Source organism: Parafannyhessea sp. (assembly GCF_051876455.1).
GTDB lineage: Bacteria > Actinomycetota > Coriobacteriia > Coriobacteriales > Atopobiaceae > Parafannyhessea.
Map to the genome: position 1 here is coordinate 1 of NZ_JBJEHW010000078.1, position 3777 is coordinate 3777.

At 65.6% G+C, this 3777-nt stretch carries 4 protein-coding genes; 2 read left to right on the forward strand and 2 right to left on the reverse strand.

The window, feature by feature from the left end:
- Positions 1-259: 259 nt before the first annotated feature.
- The gene (locus tag ACI38Z_RS03635) at positions 260-1270 is read right to left on the reverse strand and encodes a DUF5131 family protein (protein WP_439788828.1); all 1011 of its coding nucleotides are present in this window, start codon (positions 1268-1270) and stop codon (positions 260-262) included.
- Between the two features lie 153 nt (positions 1271-1423).
- Here ACI38Z_RS03635 and ACI38Z_RS03640 point away from each other — a divergent pair, with 153 nt between their 5' ends.
- Positions 1424-2317, forward strand: a complete 894-nt coding sequence (locus ACI38Z_RS03640; protein ID WP_439788825.1) for a PhzF family phenazine biosynthesis protein — start codon at positions 1424-1426, stop codon at positions 2315-2317.
- A 14-nt stretch (positions 2318-2331) separates the two neighbouring features.
- Here the strand turns inward: ACI38Z_RS03640 and ACI38Z_RS03645 are convergent, their stop codons facing one another.
- On the reverse strand, positions 2332-3237 hold the full coding sequence (locus ACI38Z_RS03645) for a sirohydrochlorin cobaltochelatase (RefSeq protein WP_439788826.1): 906 nt from the start codon (positions 3235-3237) through the stop codon (positions 2332-2334).
- A gap of 154 nt (positions 3238-3391) precedes the next feature.
- Here ACI38Z_RS03645 and ACI38Z_RS03650 point away from each other — a divergent pair.
- Positions 3392-3777, forward strand: a 386-nt coding sequence (locus tag ACI38Z_RS03650; protein WP_439788827.1) for a pyroglutamyl-peptidase I family protein, incomplete at its 3' end; no start/stop codon positions are given.

Sequence of the window (3777 nt, forward strand, 5' to 3'; positions counted from 1 at the left end):
GCCCAACTATTACAGCGTCAACACCTTCACCGCCGAGGAGTTCCGCACCAGACTGGACGAAGCACGGGAATGGGCCAAGTCGGTCGGCTACCAGAAGTCTGACGTGAGCGACGTCATCAAAACCGTCAGGGCAAAGAGGCGCGCATGAGGATAGTAATCGATACCAACGTAGTCATCTCCGACACCTTCTTTGGCGGCAATCCGAGGAATGAGCCTCACAATGCTTGGTTGAGTAGTGAGAGGCTCTCGGCCTAAGTCCTCAGTTATTCTCCAAACGTCTGCTCGTTGACTGGGTGCCGCACCACGGCCGCAGCTCCTCGGGAAGCTCGCCGCAGAGGCCGCAGTTGCAGCAGCCGTTGCAGATGAGGTGGCTGCCGCACGACATGCAGCGCGTGCGGTAACGGGGCTGGTACAGGCACTCGGGCGGAAGCGACAGGCCGAGCGGGTCGGTCAGATGCCACTGCAAGGGTGCGCCAGAGTACTCGACTCCGGAGCGATACGCCTGCTGTGCCTGAACGTCCTTTCGCGGGATGTGGTACTCGCGGTCGCCCACGACGAAGCGGGTTCCCGTCTCGATGAAGGCGAACGTGACGTCGTGTGCTTGGCACTGCGCGGAAAGCCGCCGCACCCAAGAGAAGTGGCACGGGCGAGGGTCCTCGTAATTCTCGCCCCCGCACTTTACCTCCTCGATGCCACAGCGATTCACCGTCAGACCGTCGGCGGTCTGGTACGGCCGACCTGCCGCATTCGCGACCTTGGCCTGGTCGCCAGCGCACAGGTAGCGCTCGATGTCCACGGGCCCGATGAACGGCGCGCACATGATGCCCTTGTGGGCAGCCGGGGTTGAAAGCAGGATCGGGATGCGCTCGTCGGCACGGCGCTGGTTCTCGCACGTGACGTTGAGCATCACGTTGTCCCAGCCGTCGCCCCAGTCCGCGGGCAGGCACTCCGCCATGCGCTCCGGCCGCTTGGTCAGCAGGTAGAACTTGACGTCCGGCCGCGCGTGTATGATGCCCCATGCCTCGTCGCGCCACTGGTCCGCCTCGGGCACAAAGAAGTCCGAGTTCATGCACACGCGGATGAGCTCGCCGCTCTTGACCTTGTACGCGCCTGTGCGGTCGCGCTGCAGCGGGTAGTCGAACGTGGTCTTGTTGCGCCGCACCACGCCGCCGTCCAACCCGCGGGTCTTGTCCAGGTGGAACATGTAGCATCGCGCACACCCCTCGCTGATCTTGGTGCAGCCGTGCCAGGGATTCCAGATATCGTGCATTGCCACCTTCGCGTCGTGTGATTTGGTGTGGACCATCTTATCAGCCTAGGCGACCAAATGCAAACACTTGTTCGTATTTTTCTTCTTGGTCTGGACCACGACTGAACCGCGCTACCATGGATGCCCACTCGTCCCCAGGGCAAGGAGGCACACATGAGGTTCTTCATCGTGGATTGCTTTGCCGAGGAGAAGTACGAGGGCAACGAGCTGCTGGTGGTCCTTGCGGATCGGCCCGTGTGTGACCGTGAGCAGCAGGCCATCGCACGCGAGATCGACTTCTCCGAGACTGCGTTCGTGCTTGGCGGCAGACGACCCAACGGCGGCTACGACGTGCGAATCTGGACGCCGCACCGCGAGGTCCCGTTTGCGGGCCACCCCACGCTGGGCACCGCGCACGTGATCCGCAAGGCGCTCGAGGACGACCAGTCCAACCTTGTTACCCTGAACCTCGCCGTGGGTCAGATTCCCGTACGGGCGCATGGCGACTCCCTGTTCATGACCCAGAACCAGCCAGAGTTTGGGCCCACGGTCGATCCCAAAATGATTGCGGACGTCTTCGGCCTTTCCCCCGCTGACATGTGCACGGACTTCCCCATCCAGTGGGTCTCGACTGGGCTGGAAGCGGTCCTCATACCGCTCGCGAGCCGCGAGGCGCTGGCCCGCGCAACCTGGGACCGTGACAAGTTTGTCGAATACACGCGCGAGCTTCCCGCCTGCTACTGCAACCACCTGTTCTTTGTGGATGACGGCACGGGGCAGCTCTCTGCCCGCTGCCTGATGGAGGACTTTGTGGAGGACCCAGCAACGGGCAGCGCCAACGGAGACCTGGCCGCCTACCTCCTGCGTTACCGCTGGTTTGGTTCGGATGACATCAGCTACACCGTGTCCCAGGGAGAGGACATGGGGAGAAGGAGCATCCTCCGCGTTCGCGCCTCCATTCGGAACGCAGGCGACGCGGACCCGGATGGTGGCGAAATGGGCTCAGCCACGTACCACATCGAGGTCGGCGGCAAGGCACGCATCGTGGCGGAGGGTGACTGGCGATAGGGCCACGGGAACGGCTATAGGTCCTTCTCGCCCGCGTTGGCTGGCATCGCCTCGGCAACGCGCCGCACGAAGAGCCGCCGCACTGCAGCAACCTCTCCCAGGCCCTTGAGCTGGGCCGACGTCGCAATGCCGGCAGCCTCGAGCCGACTCTTCCAGGAGTCGGGGGCGCCACCCGCCATGTCCTTGCACGCATGTGCGCCAGCCACGATCATCAGGGGTCTGAGCAGGGCCTTCACAAAGCCCTCGCTCACGATTCCGCGAGTGACCGCCTCGCAGGAGGTGTCGGCGGGCTCGCCCTCGATCGTCCCGACAAAGACGTTCCCGTAGCCGCCCTCCCGCAGCTGGGCTTGCATCTGGCTGTAGGTCGAGCCGGCCTCGCACGCGGAACCGTGGCCCACGAGCACGATGGCACAACCGTCCTCACGGGCCGTCGCGACGCCGTCGTAGCCGGCATCCCTCGCGGCGTCGGACGAGACAGCCTCCGCGACGGCGCGCAGGTCGGATTCAGCCCCGTTCAGAAGGAGCCCCGCAATGGTAATGGACATCCCGCCACGGCACTCGTCCGCGGCCTTGGCCAGCCTCTCGTACTCCGACCCGCGCACAAGGAGCGTCGGCACTATGACCAGCGACTCAACGCCGTTGTCGGCGGCACGCTGGAGCGCCTGGCCCACGTTGTCAATCTCCTGGCCCTCCCGCGCCCGGATGCGGTTGATGATCGGCTGCGACGTGAACGCGCGCCGCACGGACCAGCCGGGATACGCAGCCTGGACCTCTCGCTCGATGGCGCCGATGTCGCGCGCACGGATGGCGCCGTCCACAGTGCCGTGGCTGACGACGAGGACCTCCCTCGGACCGATGCCGTCCGCGTTGAGCGGGTCGTCCGATGCCGCTGCGTTGTCGTGCTTCACGTCAAGGGTCATGCGCGCACCGCCTCGTCCGGTCCTTCTCGTCCGTGGTCATTGTAGCGGGCGTGCGTGCCTGGACCGACGCGTCACGCGGCTATACTACGTTTGTCTTGCGACGGTCGGCACAAAGGCCGCGCGGGACGCCATGGCCGCGTGGAGGGGACGTTCCATGAGAATACTGGTAACGGGGTTCCAGCCGTTCGACGGGGAGAAGGTCAACCCGTCGTGGCAGGTCGCGCGCCGTCTGCCCGAGCGCATCGCCGGGGCCGAGGTCCTGCGCCTGGAGGTGCCCGTGGCGTTTGGGCGCGGGCCGCGCACGGTGACGCAGGAGATCGACCGGCTGGCGCCCGACGTCGTGCTCTGCCTGGGGCAGGCCGGGGGACGCGCCGGCGTCACGGTCGAGTTTGTGGGCATCAACCAGATGGACGCCCGCATCCCGGACTGCGACGGCTTCCAGCCGCGCGACGAGCGGATCGACCCCGCAGGTCCGGACGCGTTCTTCTCCACCGTGCCCGTGCGCCGGATGGTCGCACGCATGCGCGAGGGCGGCGTGCC

Bases quoted from the DNA above. Each gene is read 5' to 3' on its own strand.
- ACI38Z_RS03635 (WP_439788828.1), bottom strand. From the start codon at position 1,270: ATGCACGATATCTGGAATCCCTGGCACGGCTGCACCAAGATCAGCGAG.
- ACI38Z_RS03645 (WP_439788826.1), bottom strand. From the start codon at position 3,237: ATGACCCTTGACGTGAAGCACGACAACGCAGCGGCATCGGACGACCCG.
- ACI38Z_RS03640 (WP_439788825.1), top strand. From the start codon at position 1,424: ATGAGGTTCTTCATCGTGGATTGCTTTGCCGAGGAGAAGTACGAGGGC.